We start from the raw sequence: 19,352 nt of genomic DNA on the forward strand, positions 1-19,352 counted from the left end.
CATCCCCGCGTCGCCGAGACGATCGGGGTGATCGAGCGGCCGATCGATTCCAGAACGACGCCCCTCGAGTTGGTCGGTGGCCACGAAACGAGCGGTGGACAGCGGATGGATGGGCAGCGATCCGGGGATGATGCGTGAGTGGGGAACGGATACGCGGGGGACGGTGGCGGGCGGGGAACGGGTGGGCAGCGGTATCGCACTCACTGAAAGCCACTGCACACCTAATCGCCCGACAGCGTCGCGAGTAGTGTGGAAATCGTTGCAGTGGCTCCGGTAGCTCACCACGGCCGACGATTTCCCGGCCAAGCAGGTCACGGCAGAGAAGTTTATACCGATCCGCACGCTATGACTCGCCCAGCCGAATGGAAGAGAGCATCTCGGGGTTCAAAGTTCGCGGTGACTGGGGCGATATCGTCGAACACGGCGAGCGCATCACGCGCGCCCTTCGAGACGTGGACGTTCACGATCCTGACGAGGACGGCGGCGCGGACTTCGCACGCGCCTTCGAGGAGTGGGACGAGTGGCGACCCAAGGCCCACGAAACGCTCGAGTCCGACGTCAGCGAAAAGACCGCCGATCAGGCCAGCGTCGAGGAGGGCAAAGGCGAGAAAGCGGGCAAAAAACCCGACGAAGACATCAAAACCGCCGGCGAGAAACTCTCGGAGTCCTACGAGCGACTCGAGGACGACGATGCGGGGGCCGCGATGGACAACTGGAAGGAGTCGGTCGATTACGTCGCGCGCGCGGCCGACTCCGCGAGTCGGAAGGCCCTGCGCCGCGTCGAGGACACGGTCTACCAGAACGTGATGACCCAGCTCGCGCCCTACTACTTCGACAACGAACTCGTCAGTGCCAACGTCCAGCAGTCGACGCGAAACGGCGACAACGGCGAACAGTTCGTCTTCGAGGTCAACGTCAACGACGACGAGCTGAAAGGGGAAGTCTCCGACCGTCTCGCAGAGTACGAGGACGAGATCGACCGCTGGCACGTCGAAGTGGAGAAAAACACCGACGCGGCCGAAGCGATCGAAGGTGCGGAGCCACCGCCCGAACCAGACGACAACTCGAAATCGACGACGAACTGAACACCCGAACCGAGTCGGTTGCTGAGTACACGACGGGGAGTCCTCGTGAGAGCAAGAGAGGTCACAGGGTCTCGATCCGCGAATTTGAATACAGCCTCGAGTAGACAAATTTATGTTTTAATAAACGTCAGACTTCCATCACCAGATCGGTTTTATTATGAGTCGTACTATTCCCACGACTGGCAGATGGGGTCTCGAACCGAACGCAAACGAGGCACCCCTCAGCGTTGGCATACTGGGATGGATCGTCCTCATCGACGGGCTCCGAATCGGTATTCACGGCATTAGCGGGGAGACCACTCTCGGGATGTGGCCAGCGATCGTCTTCGGTGGCTGTACAGTCGCTATCGGATGGACGATCATCACTGGTCGACCGATCGGCCTCGCCGGTGGATTCCTCGCCTGGAGTTTCCACATTACAGTGGGGTTTTTTCGGGTTCTCAACTCAGGTACTGTCGAAGATGATGTCGATCTACTACTCGGAATCATGACTGCCACGACACTCTGGCTGGTCGGACTGTGGTTCCTGTACAGACACAGAGCGTTCTTTCTCGAGCACGCCGCACCTGATTGCGACGACTGACGAGTTGCGGCTCGGACAGCAGCCAGTCGCCGTGACAGACCGGCTCACAGCCGCCACTGGCGACCGCAGGTCGGCACACACTTGTAGGGGCCGCCAATATGAACCGGATAGATGGTCGAAATCGCCACGCTCGGGACCTTCGCCGTGGCCGCACTCGCGAGTCTCTTCATGGCATGGGCGATCGGTGCCGGCTCGAGCGGTTCGACACCCTTCGCCCCGGCGGTCGGCGCGAACGCGATTTCGGTAATGCGGGCGGGCTTTCTCGTGGGGCTGCTGGGCTTCAGCGGCGCGGTTCTGCAGGGTGCGAACGTCTCCGAAGCGGTGGGGACCGAACTGATCGCCGGCGACGTCACGCTCTCGTCGCTGGCCGCCACGATTGCCCTGCTCATCGCGGCCGGACTGGTGGCGATCGGCATCTTCACGGGGTATCCGATAGCGACGGCGTTTACCGTCACGGGGGCGGTCATCGGCGTCGGGCTCGCTATGGGCGGCGATCCCGCGTGGCCGAAGTATACCGAGATCGCTACCCTGTGGGTGTTGACGCCGTTCGTCGGCGGCGGAATCGCGTACGCGGTCGCCCGGGCGCTTCGCGCCGACGCACTCTCCGAAGAGTACCTCGTCGTCGTCCTCGCGGCGCTCGTCGGCGCGATCGTCGCCAACATCGAGTTCGCGATCCTCGGCTCCGGTTCCGGCGGGGAATCGATCGCACAGGCCTCGAGCGGCTGGATTCCCGGGCCGGCGATCGCCGGTACCGCCGTCGCGACGCTCGCGATCGCGGTCGTCTGGGCGGGCGTGATCGCGTTCGACCTCCGAAGCGGAACGGAACAGGGTGAGCGTCACTTCCTGCTCGTCCTCGGCGGCCTCGTCGCCTTCTCGGCCGGCGGCAGTCAGGTCGGGCTGGCGATCGGACCGCTGATTCCCCTGTCGGGCGAACTCGAGCTCCCACTGCTGGCGATGCTCGTCGGCGGCGGGTTCGGGCTCTTGCTCGGCTCGTGGACCGGCGCACCCCGAATGATCAAAGCGATCTCACAGGACTATTCCTCGCTTGGACCACGGCGATCGATCGCAGCACTCATCCCGTCCTTTATCATCGCACAGGCCGCCGTCTTCTATGGCATTCCGGTCTCGTTCAACGAGATCATCGTCAGCGCGATCATCGGGAGCGGCTACGCCGCTGCGGGTGCCGGCGGTGGCGTCAGCCCCCGCAAAATGGGCTTTACCGTCCTCGCGTGGATCGGCTCGCTGGCCGGCGCGATTATCGTTTCCTACGTCGGCTACACCGCTGTGGGCGCAGTCCTGCTCTGACGCTGTCCGTCGGACCCGATGCTGGCTCGAGCGCGAACGGTGCGTGAACCGGTTCGGCCGGCAGAACGAGCCGTGTGACATCGAACGGTCTTTACACGACGGGTCGTGAGTTCGGGTATGGAAGAGGACGCCGTCGACGGGACCGCTGGGAGCGGCGGGGACGACGAGACGATCCAGTGGCGACGGGACGCCAGCACCTCACGTACCGTACGCCTCCTGTGGGCGTTCGGCGTCGGTACCTTCTTCGCCGCGATCGGCACCGTCGTCTGCTGGCGACTGTACAGGCTCGCCGGCGAAGCCGCCGGGGGAACTGGCCGAACCGTCGTCATCGCCCTCATCGTCTCGCTGGCCGCGACGACGCTCGCGATAGCCGGCTCGAGCCGGACCGAACGCCACCTCGAGCGGCTGACGCGGCGGCTCCCGATCGACGCTCCGTCGGGAGTGAGACTCCATCGGGCGATGGACGCTGCCGTCGGAACGGTCGTCATGGGAGCAGTCATCGGCGTCCTGATGGGAATCGGTCGCTACGTCTCGCGGAACGAACTCCTGAGCGTCGGTGCCGGCCCGTTTACCGGACTGGCAGCACTGCTCGTTCCGGGCGCGCTCATCGCGCTCGTCCTCGCCTCGTTCCTGCAGTCGGTCGGCGCACTCGACCGCGAGGAACGGACGATCTACCTCTACGAACCGGAACGGGCGATCGACCTCACGCTCATCGAGCGCGTCTCGATTCGACAGTTCGGGGACGTCACCATCCTCAGGCTCAGCTACGCCCAGCCGGACGGCCAGTACGTCCAGGGACCCCGTCGGATCGTCGTGCCGCCGGCAGTCGCGCGCGACGTCGCTGCGCTCGTCGGAGCGGAGCCCTGACACGGACTCCTGTCAGTCAGTGTCGGCGCTACTCCACGGCGGTTCGGGGTTGTGCCGGAAAATCGGTACAACGGACCGTCTCATTCGTCACTCGTCGTTCTCGTCGATCTCGAGCGGCGTGGTCTCGGTTTCCGTCTCCGTGTCGCCGTTCTCGTCGGGCACCTCGAGTTTCTTGAGGCGCGCTTTCAGAATGCGCGTGTTTTCGACGGTCTCGACGGTGATACGAACGCCGTCGTAGGTGATCTCCTCGCCCTCTTCGACGAGTCGGCCGGCGCGGTTGAAGATGAAGCCGGCGATCGTCTCGAACTCCTGGCCCTCCGGGAGATCGATATCGAGCGATTCGTTGACGTCTTCGATGTTGACCTCGCCCCGGACGAGAACGGTGTCCTCGTCGATCTCCTCGATCGGTTGTTCCTCGCCGCCCTCGAGGATCTCGCCGATGATCTCCTCGATCATGTCCTCCATCGTCACCAGCCCCTCGGTGGTCCCGAACTCGTCGATGACGATCGCCATGTGCATCCGGTTTTCCCGCATCTCGGTCAACAGTTCGTCGACGTTTTTCGACTCGGGGACGTGCAGCGTCGGCTGGATGAGGTCTCCGAGTTCCAGGGTTTCGGTCTCCCCGTAGTTGAGGTCACGGACGAGATCCCGGATGTGGACGACGCCTTGTACGTTGTCGAGGCTGCCCTCGTAGACCGGGATGCGGGCGTGGCCGCTCTGGATACAGGTCTCGATCGCCTCGTCGATGTCGGCGTCTTTCGGAACCGCCGTCATGTCGAGCCGCGGCGTCATCACTTCCTTGACGATCGTGTTGTTGAAACGGAAGATGCGCGTGAGCATCTCGTGTTCCTCCTCCTCTAAGACGCCCTCGCGCTCGCCGGACTCGATCATCTCCTGGATCTCGTCGCGGGTGACGTACGGCGACTCGATCGCGCCCGTCGACCCGATAAGCTTGTTGATCTGTCGAGTGAGGTAATCGAAGAGAACGATCAGCGGAAAGAGGAGATACTCCGTGGCCTTCAGCGGTCTCGCGATTCGAATCGACCACGATTCCGTGTTCTCGACGGCATAGGACTTGGGAACGCTCTCCCCGAACAGGAGGACGAGGGCAGTGATCCCGAACGTCGCCAGCAAGACGCCGACCAGCCCCCCGAAGTAGATCGACAGGATCGCCGTCGCGATCGAAGACATCGCGATGTTGACGATGTTGTTGCCGACCAGGATGGTCACGAGCAGCCGATGGGGGTCGTCCTTGAGGCCTTTGACCAGGTCCGCGCCCGGAATATCGTCCTCGATCATCCCCTCGAGGCGGTGTTTCGGCAGGTTGAACATCGCGATCTCCGACGAGGAGAAGAAAGCGGAGAGTGCGATGAGGGCGGCGATAGCGACCACGCCGAGAACCGTTACTGTCGACTGATCGAACCCGACACCCACGACCGGGACCTCATAGGCGGCCAGCGGGACCGCAAACAGCGGAGACAACGCCATTGATATACAGCGTTATAGCCGGATCGGTTAACCGTTTCCCATTTTACAACGGATCGCGGTCATCGACGCCGGCGACGACACGTTTACCCGGCCGTTTCCCCTACGTCCGCCCATGAGCGAGGGTGCCACCCCACCGATCACGTTCTACCGGCTCCAGGGCTGTCCGTTCTGCGAGCGGGTTACCCGGCTGTTGAACGAGTACGACCTCTCCTACCGATCGCGGTTCGTCGAACCGATGCACTCCGAGCGCAACGCCGTCAAACGCGTGGCCGGGGTCCGAACCGTTCCCGTCATCGTCGACGAAAACACCGGCGTCACGATGGCAGAAAGCGCCAACATCGTGAGCTACCTCGAGTCGACCTACGGCGAGGGCGACCGTCCCGACGCGGCCGCGGCGGACGCGGGAGGTGACGACTGATGCCCGATTTCGAGGTCGTCGAACTCGGACCGACCGACCACCCCGAACCCGGCGACACCGCCCCCGAGTTCACCCGGCCGCTGGTCACCGACGAGTTCTGGGAGGACCGGACGCTGTCGGAACTCGTCGCGGAGACCGAGGGTCAGACGATCCTCGTGTTCACCCCGATGACAGGGTCGTTCCTCGCGAAGTACGTCTGGGACGAACTCACGGAGCGAAACTGGGACGACCGCGCGGGCCGGGTCGTCGGCGTCACGGCCTCGACCCCCTACGGCGTGAAACGGCTCCTCGACGACAACGACTATCCTTTCACGTTCTTTTCCGATCCGAGCAACGAGATCGCAGCGTCGTACGGAATCGAGCACGAACTCGACGGTATGACCGGCATCAGCGAACCCCGCGTCGCCTTCTTTGCGCTCGAGGACGACCGCACGATCACGGGCGCGTGGGTCGCCACCGACTGGCCCGACTTCCCCGACTACGACGCGCTCGAAGCGGAACTGGGCCTCGAGTGAGGTCTCGAGACCGAACGATAGCTTTTTGGCCGACATGAGCCGAGTTCGAATCGAATGAGCGAGTTCGACCGCGCGGCCGAAGCGATCGAGGACGGCGGACTCGTCGTCTACCCGACGGAGACGGTCTACGGCCTCGCCGCGGACGCCCTCGCGCCCGCCGCCGTCGAGCGGGTCTTCGAGGTGAAAGGTCGAGACCGATCGAAGCCGATCTCCATGGCGGTACCCTCGGTCCCGTCGGCGCTACAGTACGTCCGTGCGACCGAGCGGGAGCGACAGTTCATGGGTACCTTTCTGCCCGGTCCGGTGACGGTCCTCTGTCGGCGACGCGGGACCGTCCCGGACGAACTCACGGCGGGGCAAGACCGCGTCGGGGTCCGAGTTCCGGACCACGCGATCGCGTTGCGACTCTGTGAGCGGGCCGGCACGCCGATCACCGCGACCAGCGCGAACGTCAGCGGCCGGGAGAGCGCGCGCCGGCCCGCCGACCTCGATCCCGAGATCCGCGAGGCTGCGGCCGTCGTCCTCGAGGACGTCGACGAGCGAGACTCGTCGGCCCGTCAGACGGGGTCTGACAACGACGAAACCGACGGCGGGACCGAGAGTACCGTCGTCGACGTCTCGAGCGAGATGATCCACCGCCGCGGCGCGAAGGCCGACGAGATCGAGGTCTGGCTCGAGCGCCACTGAATCGCCACGGTCGCGACCGCAGTCCTGAAATACGCGCTGGCGCTGTAGCCCGGGCTAAAACCCCAGCAGCGATCGCAACGTCCGCGTCTTGACCCCACACTCCGCGGCGAACTCACAGGAGTCACACTTCGAGCGGTTGCTCGTCCGCGCCGGTGGGCCATCTATCTCGCGAACTGCCCGCAACGCGCTCCGATACTGGGCCTTCCGGCGCGTCGTTAGCTCTATCGAACGGATCACGCCGGAGGCCGGATACTCGAGCCAGGCCCGCTCGACCGGCTCCTTGTGTTCCCAGGCCAGCGCCTTCGCGGCCGCGACCGCCTGTACCGTCTGCGATCCCCAGACGCCGTTTTCGGGGGGTTCGCCCGCCGAGAGCAGCGCCGGCTCGAGCGGGTCGGCGAGCACCTTGTGGACGATCCCGCGACAATGCCGGCCGGTCGCGAAGACGTCCCGTTCGCGGGGGTTCCGGAGACGGTCCCACTCCCCGTCGGCCTCGAGTCGGTCTCTGGTCGCCGTCAGCCGGTCGCGGTACCGGACCGACGGAACGGCGATCGGTTCGGCGTCGAGGTCGCCCGGTGGAGCCTCGAGCAGCGATTCGTACCGGGGCTCGAGCGCACGGATCGAGTCGACCTCGGGTGGCGGCTCGCGCTCCTCGGCCGGCAGTCGCTGCTGGTAGTAACACTTCCGGGGGCAGTAGGCGGCGGTCCGTAGATCGCTAAACGAGACGGGAGTCTGGGTCACGACCCGTCTGGCCGCGGCTTCGTATAAGAAGTCGCGCTCGGAACGGCGGTGCAAGCAGTCGTACCGAGCGCGCCGTGGGCGCGCTCGGCCTTTTTCATCGAAGTTTTTGCGCGGGGTTCGAGCGAGGACCCCGCGTAAAAAGTTCGGTCTTAGAAGTCCACCTCGGTCTCCATCCCCTCGGTCGCGTCCTCGAGGCCGTCCTCGCGAACGTCGGTCGTCATGCGCTCGGTGATGTCGGCGTCCGCGAGAATGCTGTCGAACTCGTCGCGGTACCGGTCGTTGGCCGTCCTGGACTGGTCTTCCGCCGCCGCGACGCGACGGTATCGACGGATCCGGGCCTCGCTGACGTCGTACTCCGCGGCGAGCGTCGCGTCGTCTTCCTCGCGGTCGCGGATCGCCGCAAGATCGACTTCGTCGGCGTCGTCGTCCCCCACCAGATGCAAGGCGAGTCGGGCCTCGAAGACGTCCTCGGCGTCGACGCCGAGTTCGTCGGCGAGCGCCTCGTCGCTCCGGTCGTCGTAGAACCCCCGCGCGACCGCGATCAACTCCTCGTCGGAGAGGGGCGTCTCGAAGGCGTATCGCTCGCGCATCTGCTGGACGACGCTCTCGAGGCGCTCGGCGTCCGATCGTTCGTCTCGCTCGAGGGAGCCCCGGGTATCCTCCTGTGATTCGGTGATGGTTTCCTCGCCGTCGGTGACGTCGGTGAAGATATCTCGGAGTTCCTCGGTCTTTTCGTTCATGAGTGGACACTCCAGACGGGAGTCTATTTAAGCCTGTTGCCAGATCACGTTGGGCGAGTAAACGCACATGGAAAACAATTATAAACTAGAAATAAGGTGGGAATTTTCGCAAGACGGCGTCGGGGTTGTCTCCCGGGCGGTGTGGCAAGAATTAAGTTATAGCCCTCCCCGTCATTGGACATGGACGCCTTAGCACAGTCAGACGTGGCGAGGGAAACGTACTGGGGAATATCCAGCACCGAATACGCGGTGTTTTACCTCCTCGCGTTTACTGCCGTCCTCGTCTTCACCTACGGCGCGTACCAGCGGTTCGCCCGCTACGCCAAGGGGGACGACGACTCCTTCCCACGGATCGACGACCTGCAAAACCGCATCGTGAGCGCAACCAAGATCGTTCTCTCGAACGAGAAACAGTTCAACAGGGATCTCTACGGCGGGCTGATGCACTCGTTTATCCTCTGGGGATTCCTGACGCTGTTTATCGCGACACTGATTCTCGGGACAGACCTCTATGTCGGCCAGAAGATCCTGCATATGTCGTTCTGGGACGGTGACTTCTATCTCGCCTACCAGTTCATGGTCGACGCGTTGGGACTGCTGTTCGTCGTCGGCATCGGGATGGCGATGTACCGACGCTACTGGGTGCGCAACCACCGTCTCTGGGGCCGACACACCTCCAACGAGGACGATCTCTTCATCTGGACGCTGTTCGCGCTCGGCATCGGCGGCTTCCTCCTCGAGGGACTCCGGATCTACATCGCCGGGATTCCGGACCACGAAATCGTGAGCTTCGTCGGCTACGGACTCGCAACGATGTTCGATGGAATCGGCCTCCCGACCACCGAAGCCGCAGTGGCCGCCGGCCCCGAGTACAGTGCGTCCGCCAATCTCGGAGCCAACGCCGAGACGCTCCACTGGCTCACGTGGTGGTCCCACTCCCTGATCGCCTTCTTCTTCATCGCGTGGATCCCCTACGCCAAGCCCTTCCACATGATCTCCTCGTTCGCGAACGTCGTCACGCGCGACGAGAAAGCGGGCAAACGCCTGCCCAACGTCCCGTCGGATCTGGACGCAACCAACGCCGAATCCATCGACGACTTCACCTGGAAGGAGATCCTCGACCAGGACGCCTGTACCAAGTGTGGCCGTTGTTCCTCCGTCTGTCCCGCCAAGGCCTCCGACCGACCGCTCGATCCGCGGAACGTCATCCTCGACCTGAAATCCTACCGCGAGGACCTCGACGCCGGCGGCGAGGAGCAACCCATCGTCGCCGACGGCGGCACGAGCGTCATCGATTCGGAGACGATGGAGTCCTGCATGGCCTGTATGGCCTGCATGGACGCCTGCCCCGTCGAGATCGAGCACCTCAAGAGCTTTACCCGGCTCAACCGCCAGCTGACCGACCAGGGTGACGTCTCCCCGAGCATGCAAGACGTCTTCCAGAACGTCATGCAGAACGGCAACACGTTCGGCGACTCGCCGCGCAATCGTGGCGACTGGGCCGAGGAACTCGAGTTCGACGTCACCGACGCCCGAGAAGAGGAGGTCGACTACCTCTGGTACGTCGGCGACTTCCCGAGCTACGACGAACGCAACAAGCAGGTCGCTCGCTCGCTGGCGACCATTCTGCAGGAGGCCGATGTCAGCTTCGGCATCCTCTTCGACGACGAGAAGTTCGACGGCAACGACATCCGTCGGGTCGGCGAGGAACTGCTCTACGTCGAACTGGCCGGCCACCACGTCGAGACGTGGGAGGACTGCGAGTTCGACAAGATCGTCTGTACGGACCCCCACTCCTACAACACCTTCAAAAACGAGTACCCGGAGGTCAACTTCGACGAGTTCGCCGACGACCCGATGATGCCCTTCGAGTACGAGGAGCAGTGGAACGAGGACGGCGAGGTCGACGTGCTCCACTGGACGCAGGCAGTCGAAGAGCTCGTCGACGACGGCAAACTCGACCTCGACGGCACCGAACTCGACTACACGGTCACCTACCACGACCCGTGTCACCTCGGCCGATACAACGACGAGTACGAAGCCCCACGCGAACTCATCAAAGCGACGGGCTGTACCCTCGACGAGATGCCCCGCAACCGCAGCAACTCCTTCTGCTGTGGCGGCGGCGGTGGCGGCCTCTGGATGGACTTCGAGGAGGAGCCCAAACCCAGCGAAGAACGGATCCGAGAGGCACTCGAGGACACCGACGCGGGCAGCGGGATCGAGAAGTTCGTCGTCGCCTGTCCGATGTGCATGACGATGTACGAGGACGGCCGCAAGACCGGCGACTTCGAGGACGAGATCGAGATCGTCGACGTGGCCGAACTCATCGTCGAGGCCATCGGCAAGGAAGACGAAGCGAAGGTCGAAGTCGCGGCAGACTGATCAGTTCGCTCGTGTTTTCTTCGAACTAACCGTTCTGTACCGTCGTCGGATCGATTCGATCCACGAGTCCGTCGAAGTCGTCATCGAAGCTGAGAACGGAATCGATACCGTCCCGTTCGACGATCGCGATCGTGTTCGCGTCCGTGAAGCTGAGCGAATGATCCCGATACTTCTCGAACGTTTCGAGCGTCTCCTCGAACAGCTCCGGCGTCGTTTGTTGTAGTTCGATCCGATCCGGGTATCCACTACGGCCCAGGATTCGCTGTCCGATAGTCAACGCGGCGTCGTAGCTACCCGTTCGTTTCCGGGTAAGTGTGATCGCTTCGTCGATCACGTAGTCGCTCGTGTATGGACGGCCGAGACCGCCTGCGAGGACTGTACGCATCGCATTGCCTGCCGCTTCGTGTCTCGCTGCGGCACTATCATGCTGCGCGAAGAAAACGCCAGTGTCGATAAATACGCTCATTCGCCGTACAGAACCTCATCGATGTCTTCTTCTGTCGTTTCGATACCCGAGTCGACGGTTCCGGACAGCCACTGATCGATCTCTCGCTCGGACAGTGGCTCGAAATCGTCCCGATACGAGTCGATTATCTCGTCTTTCGATTCGTATGTGTTCGTAACGATCCGTTCGAGAAGGTCCTGTTGAGTCACGTTCGTGCCCGTCTCGAGGCGAATCTCTGCTTGAAGCTCCTCGAGGTATGATTTCGTGATATCCGTGACCTTGATCGAGGTGCTCATATGCGCTAGTAGCGGACTCCACTGAGAAAACTGTTCTCCCGCTACCGGCAATGTCTCCCGACGGACGAATTCAGAACGCAACGGCCGCTATCGGATGACATTCGAGCAGATAGAAATCGGAGGTGAGATTGGCCAGTCAGTCGGAACGACCGACACGAGTCGCAGTCCGCTTCTCGGCCCCGGCATCGACCCCGTCCGCCCGAACTTCACGAACGAACTCGAGGAAATTATCGAACACTAACTTCGCCTCGCAGGCCCGCCGGTAGTTCTCCTCGGTGATCTCCTCGAGTACTGACTCGCGGCGCTCGTCGGAGAGTTCCTTGCGGTGGACGAGTTCCCGGGCGGTTTTGCTGTCGTACTCGGGGTGGAACTGGACGCCGAAGACGCGATCCTTGCGGAAGCCGTGATTGGAGTAATCGTTCTCAGCGAGGGGGTCGGCTCCGGGCGGGAGGTCGGTAACGGCATCGGAGTGGCTGGTAAAGGAGCGAAACGTCTCGTCGATGCCGTCGAACAGCCGCGACTCGCCGGTGTGCTCGATCTCGCTGTATCCGACTTCGTAGACGCCCATATCTTCGACGGTACCGCCGAGGACATCGGCGAGCAGCTGGTGGCCCCAACAGACCCCGAGGAAGGGAATGCCGCGTTCGATCGCCTCGCCGACCCACTCCGCGACCGGTTCCATCCACTCGTCGTCCCAGTAGACCGACGACCGGGAGCCGGTGACGACGGCACCGTCGTACTCGAAGTCATCCGGGACCGTCCCGCCGGTGGCGTCGAACTCCGCCAGCGAGGCGTCGAGTTCCCGTCGGAAGTTCCGCGTCGTGTTCTCGTCCCGATGCGCCGCGTTCAGGACGGCAATACGGGGGTGACTCATTGCACCATAGTGGCGACTCGACGAAAATAGACCTTCCGCCCAGCGCCGACGGTGCCGAAACCGACGACAGCGGGTTCGGAGTCGACTCTCGAGGAGGGCATCTGATAGACACCAGATCAGGCGTTGTGGCAGTTACTGGCGGAAGTAGTTCCCGTCGGAATCTCTGCGGAAGCGCTCACCGGTGTCGAACCAGCCGTCGACGAACCGACCGGGGTCGCCCCGCTCGTCGTCCACGGGACTCTCGAGGGCGGCTGGCTCGGCCCCGTGTTTCGCCTCGGTGGTGGTCGCGGTTCGGTAGCCGTCGGCGACAACTGGCCCCGAGAGCTGGAGCCGTCCAACGCCCTCGCTATCGCCCTCGAGGACTGCCCCTTCCTCGTCGAGCAGCCGGACACGACAGTCCGGAACGGGGCGACCGACACCAGTATGGTCGGTGTCCGATGCCGTCGAATCAGCCTCGGTTTCGAACCCCTGGCTCAGTGCGGTCGGACACTCGAGGCGGCCGTAGACCTGCGCGACCGGGACGCCACGATCCCGGTAGACCGTACGCACGTCGTCGCTGACCGGAGCGTCACAGATCGCCCGCTCGAGTGATTCCGCGGCGGCGTCGAAACCTGATTCGGCCGCGATGTCGCGAAGGGTCGGCTCCCGGCCGGGCAGCAGCGTCGCCGCCTCCGCGACGATCGCGGTCACGGCGTCGCCGGGATCGAACGCCCGATCGAGCAGGAGCGTCCCACCGACGTACAGCACCGACAGCGCGACGCGGACGAGCCCGTCGACGGCAGATAACGGGATCGGCAGCGAAACCACGTCGTTCGCGGCGAGCCCCCAGGCGACGACGCCCGTGATGCAGTTGCGTTCGACGGTCGCGGCCGAGTAGTCGGCGACCGGACGCCCCGCCTCGCCGTGGATCGCGAGGAGCGGGCCCTCACTCGGGCGTTGCTCGTCGAAATCGACATCGTCGGGATCGCTCTCGGACAGTTCCTCGAGCGTCACCGACCGGTCGAAGGGGATCGACCGCACCAGATCGCGCTGCGCCGCCTCGGCGACGACCAGATCGGGCTCGAGGACGTCGAACGGACGCTCGACGGACGCCGGCGTCAGCAGATGCGAGATCGGCGCGAACGTCGCACCCAACCGTCGACAGGCGAAAAACGCCGCGAGCACGGCGACCCGGTTTCGCGTGACGAGACAGACGGTGTCCCCGGGGCCGATACCCCGCGCCGAGAGCCGTCCTGCGGTCCGCGTCGCGATGGTCGACAGCTCCTCGTAGGAGATCCGATCCTGGTGGACCGTCTCCGCCGGGGCGGACAGCCGCTGTTCAGAGATGTCGACGACTGCCGTCCGGTCCGGGAAGTGGTCGGCCCGTCGAGCCAGCGAGAGGGTCACGACGAGGTCTCCCCACGCTCGGGTACGTAGTAGATCGGGGGGCAGTCGCAAGCACGGAACCGAAGCCCCGCCGACTACCGAGACGGCGCACTGGGCAGCGATGAGCGAGCAGCGAATCGCTGCTCGAACCGCGAGGGATGAGTGAGCGGTGCGAGGCGAGAACGGAGTGAACGCCTCGGAACGCGAACGAATCGGTTGGGGAGGGAGTGGGTCTCGCCGGTGTCGCGGTTCCGTCGATACCGGTCGGAGCCGGCGATCACACGATTCTCACCGCCTTCCGGACGTGTTACGCGTCGTCCGCGTGGTTTGCTCCTCGAGAAAGCCCAGCAGCCGATCGTTGACCGCCCGCGAGCGCTCGACGAACGCGAGATGACCCGCCCCCTCGAGTTCGAGAAACTCCCCGCGAGGCAGTCCTCGCGCGAGGTCCCGTCCGGCCGCAGGCGAAACCAGTTCGTCCGCCCCGCCGTGAATCACCCGCGTCGGCTGGGTCACCTCGACGACCCAATCGGTCGCGTCGAACCCCTCGAGGGCCGCGATCTGCGCGTCCCAGCCCTCGCGATCCGCGTCCCCGTCCGCCCGCCAGTCGACGATCCCATCGCGGACGTCGGGTTGGGCCTCGAGGAACGCATCGGATAGGCCCGCAGAAAGCGACTCGCGGAGCGCGTTCCGGTCGTCCGGCGGCGCGAACAGCGACTCGAGGGCGAACTCGGAGCCCCGAGCCGCCGTTCCGAACAGCGACAGCGTCCCGACGCGACTCGAGGTCCGGGCCGCCGCGAGCGCGATCGCGCCGCCGAGTCCACAGCCCACGAGGTGGGCCGTGCGGACGTCACAGTCGGCGAGGACCGCTTCGAGATCGGCAACGAGCGTCTCGAGGGCGTAGGGGCCCGGTGGTGCGTCGGAGCGGCCCGTCCCCCGGAGGTCCCAGACGACGGCCTCGTGGGGACCGGCGACGGCGGCGTGTTGCCAGCCCCACAGCCAGCCGCCGAGGCCGGCTTCGGGGACGAAGACGACGGGCTCACCCTCGCCGGCGCAGTCGTAGTACAGCGAGACCGATCCGTTCGAAGCGGTGGGCATACAAAGACTGACCAGGCGGAGCAAGGCGATGGTTTCGGTTCCAGTCGATACCCGGAGACACCGCGCACTCAGCGACCTGACCGATAGCGACATCGAGGAGTTGGGTTTCGGAGCAACAACGACACCGATTCACGCGTTGATCGCACAGCTGTCGGGCGATCGGGTGTGCAGTGACGGACGGTGGCTCCGATAGCAATCGAAGGTGTGCGGTCGCCATCGAAAGACGAGTTCGTGAGACGACTCTCTACGGCTGTACGTAGCCAACGCGTACGCGTACGGCCCGCCTGGAAGTCGCTGTTCGATGCATTTTTCGCGACCAGGTGGCAATCAATGTCGTCTATGCGAACACATCTATCTACTCCACTGACGAACACACAGCAATCACGGACGGTCGGCATCATATTCGCGAGTACGCTCGTGAGTGTAATGGGGGTCTCCCTCATCAGCCCAGTACTGCCGACGATTCAGACGGCGTGGGACATTTCGGCGAGTCAAGCGAGCCTTCTCATCTCGGCGTTTACCTTGCCCGGTGTCGTTCTCACGCCGTTCATCGGGCTCATCGCCGACCGCGTTGGTCGCAAGCGCGTACTCGTTCCATCGCTGTTCTTGTTCGGCGTAAGTGGCATTGCAGTCGTGTTTGTCGGCGGCTTCACGACGATTCTCGGCCTCCGCGTCGTCCAGGGAATCGCCGGCAGCGCCATTATGAGCCTCACCGTGACGTTGCTCGGTGACCTGTTTTCGGGAGCCCAACGGAGCCGCCTCATCGGACTGAACGCGGCGATCCTCGCCATCGGCGCGGCTGGCTACCCCTTACTGGGTGGGAGCCTTGCACTACTCTCGTGGGCCGCTCCGTTCGTCTGCTTCGGACTCGGTATCGTCGTCGCTGTTGCCGGCTCCGCGGTCCTTACTGAACCCGAGAGTAACGAAACCTCGTCCGGACTCTCCTACGTCGCGAACGCGGTACGAGCAGTCCCGATATGGAGGGCTCTCGGACTGTATGCAGCTGTTTTCGGCATTTTTCTTATTCTCTATGGTGCACAGCTCACGGTCATCCCGTTCATTCTCGACGAATCCTATGGGTTCTCGTCCGGAACGATCGGACTGTTGCTCGGACTCCCGGCAGTGACGATGGGTGTGACGTCCTCACAGTCATCCCGTCTCATTCATCATCTCTCGCCTCCACGGCTCATCACGCTCGGTTTCGTGACCTACGGTATCGGGATGACGTTCGCCGCACTCGCTCACTCGGTCGTGGTCCTCGCCGGCGCACTGTTCCTGTTTGGCATTGGCCAGGGGTTTGCGGAACCAATTACTGATACAGCACTGAATACACTCGCGCCCGATGCGTTCCGTGGCGGCATTATGAGTATCCGAACGAGCGTTCTTCAGTTCGGGACGACTGTCGGCCCGCCAGTGTTCGTTGCTGTCGCCTCGAGCGTCGGCTACGCCAATACACTCCTCATCGCCGGTTTCATCGCCTTCGCACTCGGTGTCGCTGCGTTTGGCTTTCTCACAGTATCAGAGGTCGCGTAACCGGCGTCCCTCCGGACAGCCACACGACGGGTGGTTGAAGAAGCGAAGTTCGAAAGCACGAACGCTGAACGCTCAGGCGTTCAGTACCTGCCGCAACACGTCTGGGGCGTCCTCGAGCGCATCGTCGAGGTCATCGACGTTGGGGCCCCCGCCCTGTGCGAAGTCCGGCGGGCCGCCGCCGCCGCCGCCGACTCTCGAGGCGAGTTCGCCGACGACCTCCCCCGCGTTGACGCCGACGTCGTCGGGCACGGCGACGACGAACTGGGCACTGCCCTCTCCGCTGCCGAGGACGGCGATCTTGCCCGCTTCGACGAGGGCGTTCGCAGTCGCCCGCAGTTCGTCCACGTCGGCGTCGATCCTGTCGACGACGGCCGTGGCGTCGCCGACCGCGACTTCCTCGCCGCCGCCAGCGCCCCCGGCACGGGCCTCCGCGAGCTGTTCCGTCAGGTCCTCGATCTCCTTGCCTCGCGCTTTCCACTCCTCGAAGAACCGCTGGGCGGTCTCGGGGACGTCTTCGGGGGAGACGTCGAGGACCTCGGCGGCCTCGTAGAGCGCGTCCTCTTTGACCTGGGTCGCCTCGATGGCGGCCTCGCCGGCCGCGAAGGTGATCCGCTCGACCCCGTCTTGAACGCGCTCGGTGTTCAGGACTTTGATCGTCCCGATGTCGCCGGTGCGGGCGACGTGAGTGCCACCGCAGGCCTGGGTGTCCTCGTCGACGTGAACCAGCCGGATCTGCTCGCCCGGCGGGATTCCGCCCTGGTAGAGGTCGAAGCCGTATTCGGACTCGGCGTCGTGGCGGTCGGGCCACTCCTGAGAGACCTGCGTGTTGTCCATGACGATCTCGTTGGCCAGGGACTCGATCTCCTTGACGTCCGCGCGGGAGATCCGGTCGTAGTGGCGGACGTCGATCCGCGAGGAGTCGACGCCCTTCTGTGCGCCGGCCTGACGGATGTGGTCGCCAAGCACCTGTCGGGCGGCGTGGATGACGATGTGAGTCGCCGTGTGGTGGCGCATGAGTTGCCGACGGCGGCCGCCGTCGACCTGCCCGTTGACGAACTCGCCCTTGCCGGGGCTCTCGTCGGTCCGGTGGAGGATCACGCCGTCCTCGATCTGGACGTCCGTGACCTCGACGGAGGTGTCGTCGGTCGAGAGCGTCCCAGTGTCGGCGGGCTGGCCGCCGCCCTCGGGGTAGAACATCGTCTGATCGAGGACGACGTCGTAGCCGTCCTCGCGCTCGAAGACGTCCAGCACGACCGCCTCGAACTGCGTCCGTCCCTGATCGTCGTAGTAGAGCTTCTCGGTCTCGGGGAGGTCCGCGAAGCGTTCGTCCTCCTCGTCTTCGGCCTCTGCGACGGCCTCGGGCGTGTCGTGGCGCTTCGCGACGAGGCTGTAGAAGTCGTCGGGGACCTCGACGTCCGCGCCCGATTCCTCGGCGATCTCCGCGACCATATCGGGCTGGATGCCGTGGGAGTCGTAGAGTTCGATCAGTTCCTCGGTCGGGATCGGCTCGCCCTTCTCGGCGTACTCCTCGGCTAAGGTTTCGACCCGGCGGCCGCCGCGCTCGAGCGTCTCGCGGTACTTCTCGACCTCGGTGCGGACGATGTCCCGGATCGTGTCGCGGTTCTCGTACGCCAGACGCTCGGCCTGCATGTCGACGAGTTCGTCCAGGGGCGCGTCGACGCCGACCGTGTCACAGAGCCGCTTCGTGCGTCGGAGGACCATCCGCGCGAGGTAGCCGGTGCCGACGTTCGAGGGGACGATGCCGTCGCCGAGCATGTACGCCAGCGTGCGGCAGTGGTCGGCGATGGCGTAGATGTCCTCGAGGGGTTCCATCAGGTCCTCGAGTTCCGCGGCGTCGACGTCGAGTTCGGCCGCGATCTCGCTGCGGGCGGTCTCCATGTCCTCGGCCTCGTCGATGTCCATGTGGCCCGCGAGCTTGGCGGTCCGATGAATGAGGGCCTCCTGCTCGTCGGTGTGATCGAGTCCAGCGTTGTCCTTCAGGAAGGCGATCATGTCGGGATAGACCGCCTCGTAGACGGTCGGGGTCCCCTGTGAGACCCAGGTCCACCGCTCGAGCCCGTAGCCGGTGTCGACGATGTAGGTGTCCATCGGGCTGTAGCGGTTCCCGTCTTTCATCTCGTACTCGCCGTCGGGGTCTTGCTCCATCGACATGAAGACGAGCGTCGCGAGTTCGACGCCGCGGTAGATGACCTCGATGGCGGGGCCGGCGTTGCCGCCGCCGACCCACGGGTCCTCGATGTAGATGACTTCCTCGAGATCGACGCCCATCGACTCGAAGAAGCCGTCACAGAGTTCGACGGTGCGGTCCTTCCAGTAGACCTCGCCGTGGTAGGCGTACTCGTCTTCCGCGACATCCTCGCGCGTGTTGAACGCGTGATGGGCCATCATCTCGAAGGCCATCGTGTGTCGCCCGGTCTTGCCGACGTTGTCGATGTCCTGCATCCGGATGCAGGGCTGGGAGACCGTCAGCGGGTTCGCCGGCGGCGGCGTCTCGCCGCTGGTGACCAGCGGCTGGAAGTCGTAGATCGACGCCTGGGTCAGCAAGACGTCGTCGCGCCAGCGGTTCGCCGCGACGGGATAGGGATCGATTCGCTCGTGATCGTTGGCCTCGAAGTAAGAGAGAAAGGCCTCGCGCATCTCCGCCAAGTCGTAGGACTCGTCGAATCCCGAGTTGTCGATGAAACCGTACTCCTCGCAGGGCGGCTCACCACAGGTTACCCGATCGTGATCGCGCGTCCAGAAGTGAGCGCCACACTCCGGGCACTCCTTGCGCTCGAACCCTTCCTCCTCGAAGTACTCGAGGCGGTACTCCTCCTCTAGTTCGCTCATTACGGGTAAATTGCCCCTGCAGCGCGTAAAACAGTTCCGCAACCGTCGTCGAGAACCGATTGGCCGATACGAACGGGATCGGC

18 protein-coding genes are annotated in these 19,352 nt (G+C 64.2%); 9 read left to right on the plus strand and 9 right to left on the minus strand.

Annotated features, from left to right (window positions below; translation table 11 throughout):
- Nucleotides 1-362 precede the first annotated feature (362 nt).
- The 4 genes from J0X27_RS05920 to J0X27_RS05935 all read left to right on the plus strand — a co-directional run bounded on the left by J0X27_RS05920 (nt 363) and on the right by J0X27_RS05935 (nt 3,840).
- Nucleotides 363-1,085, plus strand: coding sequence for a DUF5828 family protein (locus tag J0X27_RS05920; RefSeq protein WP_207271475.1), 723 nt, complete (start codon nt 363-365; stop codon nt 1,083-1,085).
- A 157-nt stretch (nt 1,086-1,242) separates the two neighbouring features.
- Complete coding sequence (locus tag J0X27_RS05925) at nt 1,243-1,668, plus strand: hypothetical protein (protein WP_207271476.1); 426 nt, start codon at nt 1,243-1,245, stop codon at nt 1,666-1,668.
- A gap of 111 nt (nt 1,669-1,779) precedes the next feature.
- Nucleotides 1,780-2,973 carry an inorganic phosphate transporter gene (locus J0X27_RS05930; RefSeq protein ID WP_207271477.1) on the plus strand — a complete coding sequence of 398 codons (1,194 nt, stop codon included), beginning with the start codon at nt 1,780-1,782 and terminating at the stop codon, nt 2,971-2,973.
- A 117-nt stretch (nt 2,974-3,090) separates the two neighbouring features.
- Nucleotides 3,091-3,840 (plus strand): LptF/LptG permease family protein, encoded by a 750-nt coding sequence (locus tag J0X27_RS05935; protein ID WP_207271478.1) that lies wholly within the window; start codon nt 3,091-3,093, stop codon nt 3,838-3,840.
- Between the two features lie 87 nt (nt 3,841-3,927).
- Here J0X27_RS05935 and J0X27_RS05940 read toward each other — a convergent pair whose 3' ends face one another.
- Nucleotides 3,928-5,328: a hemolysin family protein gene (locus J0X27_RS05940; protein WP_207271479.1), complete on the minus strand. Its 1,401-nt coding sequence runs from the start codon at nt 5,326-5,328 to the stop codon at nt 3,928-3,930.
- Nucleotides 5,329-5,440: 112 nt separating this feature from the next.
- Here J0X27_RS05940 and J0X27_RS05945 point away from each other — a divergent pair, with 112 nt between their 5' ends.
- Genes J0X27_RS05945 through J0X27_RS05955 form a run of 3 tightly spaced genes read left to right on the plus strand, consistent with a single transcriptional unit; the run spans nt 5,441 to nt 6,948 of the window.
- Nucleotides 5,441-5,746, plus strand: coding sequence for a glutaredoxin family protein (locus J0X27_RS05945; RefSeq protein WP_207271480.1), 306 nt, complete (start codon nt 5,441-5,443; stop codon nt 5,744-5,746).
- Entirely contained in the window at nt 5,746-6,261 is a 516-nt protein-coding gene (locus tag J0X27_RS05950; RefSeq protein ID WP_207271481.1) for a redoxin domain-containing protein, read from the plus strand. The genes J0X27_RS05945 and J0X27_RS05950 overlap by 1 nt, the downstream gene beginning before the upstream one ends.
- 54 nt (nt 6,262-6,315) lie before the next feature.
- Nucleotides 6,316-6,948, plus strand: a complete 633-nt coding sequence (locus J0X27_RS05955) for an L-threonylcarbamoyladenylate synthase (RefSeq protein WP_207271482.1) — start codon at nt 6,316-6,318, stop codon at nt 6,946-6,948.
- Between the two features lie 54 nt (nt 6,949-7,002).
- Here the strand turns inward: J0X27_RS05955 and J0X27_RS05960 are convergent, their stop codons facing one another.
- Together J0X27_RS05960 and J0X27_RS05965 are read right to left on the minus strand one after the other, a co-directional pair.
- Nucleotides 7,003-7,686, minus strand: a complete 684-nt coding sequence (locus tag J0X27_RS05960) for a CRISPR-associated protein Cas4 (protein WP_207271483.1) — start codon at nt 7,684-7,686, stop codon at nt 7,003-7,005.
- Nucleotides 7,687-7,835: 149 nt separating this feature from the next.
- A complete protein-coding gene (locus J0X27_RS05965) occupies nt 7,836-8,426 on the minus strand; it encodes a conditioned medium-induced protein 4 (protein ID WP_207271484.1) in 591 nt (196 codons plus the stop codon).
- A gap of 180 nt (nt 8,427-8,606) precedes the next feature.
- On the opposite strand from J0X27_RS05965, the gene J0X27_RS05970 reads away from it, so the two are divergent.
- Nucleotides 8,607-10,811: a (Fe-S)-binding protein gene (locus J0X27_RS05970; RefSeq protein ID WP_207271485.1), complete on the plus strand. Its 2,205-nt coding sequence runs from the start codon at nt 8,607-8,609 to the stop codon at nt 10,809-10,811.
- A gap of 25 nt (nt 10,812-10,836) precedes the next feature.
- Here J0X27_RS05970 and J0X27_RS05975 read toward each other — a convergent pair whose 3' ends face one another.
- The 5 genes from J0X27_RS05975 to J0X27_RS05995 form a co-directional block, all read right to left on the minus strand.
- Entirely contained in the window at nt 10,837-11,277 is a 441-nt protein-coding gene (locus J0X27_RS05975; RefSeq protein WP_207271486.1) for a type II toxin-antitoxin system VapC family toxin, read from the minus strand.
- A complete protein-coding gene (locus J0X27_RS05980; protein ID WP_207271487.1) occupies nt 11,274-11,552 on the minus strand; it encodes a hypothetical protein in 279 nt (92 codons plus the stop codon). The genes J0X27_RS05975 and J0X27_RS05980 overlap by 4 nt, the downstream gene beginning before the upstream one ends.
- A gap of 136 nt (nt 11,553-11,688) precedes the next feature.
- Nucleotides 11,689-12,426, minus strand: a complete 738-nt coding sequence (locus tag J0X27_RS05985; protein ID WP_207271488.1) for a type 1 glutamine amidotransferase — start codon at nt 12,424-12,426, stop codon at nt 11,689-11,691.
- A gap of 132 nt (nt 12,427-12,558) precedes the next feature.
- Nucleotides 12,559-13,812, minus strand: a complete 1,254-nt coding sequence (locus J0X27_RS05990) for a class I adenylate-forming enzyme family protein (protein ID WP_207271489.1) — start codon at nt 13,810-13,812, stop codon at nt 12,559-12,561.
- Between the two features lie 267 nt (nt 13,813-14,079).
- Nucleotides 14,080-14,886 carry an alpha/beta fold hydrolase gene (locus J0X27_RS05995; protein WP_207271490.1) on the minus strand — a complete coding sequence of 269 codons (807 nt, stop codon included), beginning with the start codon at nt 14,884-14,886 and terminating at the stop codon, nt 14,080-14,082.
- A 339-nt stretch (nt 14,887-15,225) separates the two neighbouring features.
- Between J0X27_RS05995 and J0X27_RS06000 the strand changes: the two genes are divergently transcribed.
- Nucleotides 15,226-16,419 (plus strand): MFS transporter, encoded by a 1,194-nt coding sequence (locus J0X27_RS06000; RefSeq protein ID WP_207272038.1) that lies wholly within the window; start codon nt 15,226-15,228, stop codon nt 16,417-16,419.
- Between the two features lie 72 nt (nt 16,420-16,491).
- Here the strand turns inward: J0X27_RS06000 and alaS are convergent, their stop codons facing one another.
- Complete coding sequence (gene alaS, locus J0X27_RS06005) at nt 16,492-19,269, minus strand: alanine--tRNA ligase (protein WP_207271491.1); 2,778 nt, start codon at nt 19,267-19,269, stop codon at nt 16,492-16,494.
- Nucleotides 19,270-19,352 lie beyond the last annotated feature (83 nt).

Source organism: Natrinema longum (assembly GCF_017352095.1).
In the GTDB taxonomy this organism is placed as follows: Archaea; Halobacteriota; Halobacteria; order Halobacteriales; family Natrialbaceae; genus Natrinema; species Natrinema longum.